Below are 1,794 nucleotides of genomic sequence, written 5' to 3' on the forward strand. Positions count from 1 at the left end.
GCAAATAAACAGAGATTAAACTGAAGAGTTTGATCCTGGCTCAGATTGAACGCTGGCGGCATGCCTTACACATGCAAGTCGAACGGCAGCGCGGGGCAACCTGGCGGCGAGTGGCGAACGGGTGAGTAATATATCGGAACGTACCCTGGAGTGGGGGATAACGTAGCGAAAGTTACGCTAATACCGCATACGATCTAAGGATGAAAGCAGGGGACCGCAAGGCCTTGTGCTCCTGGAGCGGCCGATATCTGATTAGCTAGTTGGTGGGGTAAAGGCCCACCAAGGCATCGATCAGTAGCTGGTCTGAGAGGACGACCAGCCACACTGGAACTGAGACACGGTCCAGACTCCTACGGGAGGCAGCAGTGGGGAATTTTGGACAATGGGCGCAAGCCTGATCCAGCAATGCCGCGTGAGTGAAGAAGGCCTTCGGGTTGTAAAGCTCTTTTGTCAGGGAAGAAACGGTGAGGGCTAATATCCCTTGCTAATGACGGTACCTGAAGAATAAGCACCGGCTAACTACGTGCCAGCAGCCGCGGTAATACGTAGGGTGCAAGCGTTAATCGGAATTACTGGGCGTAAAGCGTGCGCAGGCGGTTTTGTAAGACTGTCGTGAAATCCCCGGGCTCAACCTGGGAATGGCGATGGTGACTGCAAGGCTAGAGTTTGGCAGAGGGGGGTAGAATTCCACGTGTAGCAGTGAAATGCGTAGATATGTGGAGGAACACCGATGGCGAAGGCAGCCCCCTGGGTCAAAACTGACGCTCATGCACGAAAGCGTGGGGAGCAAACAGGATTAGATACCCTGGTAGTCCACGCCCTAAACGATGTCTACTAGTTGTCGGGTCTTAATTGACTTGGTAACGCAGCTAACGCGTGAAGTAGACCGCCTGGGGAGTACGGTCGCAAGATTAAAACTCAAAGGAATTGACGGGGACCCGCACAAGCGGTGGATGATGTGGATTAATTCGATGCAACGCGAAAAACCTTACCTACCCTTGACATGGATGGAATCCCTGAGAGATTGGGGAGTGCTCGAAAGAGAACCATTACACAGGTGCTGCATGGCTGTCGTCAGCTCGTGTCGTGAGATGTTGGGTTAAGTCCCGCAACGAGCGCAACCCTTGTCATTAGTTGCTACGAAAGGGCACTCTAATGAGACTGCCGGTGACAAACCGGAGGAAGGTGGGGATGACGTCAAGTCCTCATGGCCCTTATGGGTAGGGCTTCACACGTCATACAATGGTACATACAGAGGGCCGCCAACCCGCGAGGGGGAGCTAATCCCAGAAAGTGTATCGTAGTCCGGATTGTAGTCTGCAACTCGACTGCATGAAGTTGGAATCGCTAGTAATCGCGGATCAGCATGTCGCGGTGAATACGTTCCCGGGTCTTGTACACACCGCCCGTCACACCATGGGAGCGGGTTTTACCAGAAGTAGGTAGCTTAACCGCAAGGAGGGCGCTTACCACGGTAGGATTCGTGACTGGGGTGAAGTCGTAACAAGGTAGCCGTATCGGAAGGTGCGGCTGGATCACCTCCTTTCTAGAGTGGCACTGATCTTCGGATCGCCATCAAGCGTTCACACTTATCGACTGTCAAATTAAAGAACAGCATTTGGGGCTGTAGCTCAGCTGGTTAGAGCACCGTGTTGATAACGCGGGGGTCGTTGGTTCGAGTCCAACCAGCCCTACCAGTTTTATGCAATACCCATGGGGGATTAGCTCAGCTGGGAGAGCACCTGCTTTGCAAGCAGGGGGTCGTCGGTTCGATCCCGTCATCCTCCACCAAAA

The 1,794-nt window shown here is 53.5% G+C and carries 2 tRNA genes and 1 rRNA gene; all 3 read left to right on the forward strand.

Features of this window, described 5'->3' with window-relative positions:
* Positions 1–17 precede the first annotated feature (17 nt).
* The 3 genes from ACUJB0_RS31680 (at position 18) to ACUJB0_RS31690 (ending at position 1,791) form a co-directional block, all read left to right on the forward strand.
* Positions 18–1,546, forward strand: a 16S ribosomal RNA gene (locus tag ACUJB0_RS31680).
* Between the two features lie 74 nt (positions 1,547–1,620).
* Positions 1,621–1,697 (forward strand) — tRNA-Ile (locus ACUJB0_RS31685).
* Between the two features lie 18 nt (positions 1,698–1,715).
* Positions 1,716–1,791, forward strand: a tRNA-Ala gene (locus tag ACUJB0_RS31690).
* The last annotated feature ends 3 nt before the right edge of the window (positions 1,792–1,794 follow it).

This window comes from Duganella caerulea, assembly GCF_040362985.1.
Lineage (GTDB): Bacteria > Pseudomonadota > Gammaproteobacteria > Burkholderiales > Burkholderiaceae_D > Rugamonas > Rugamonas vulcania.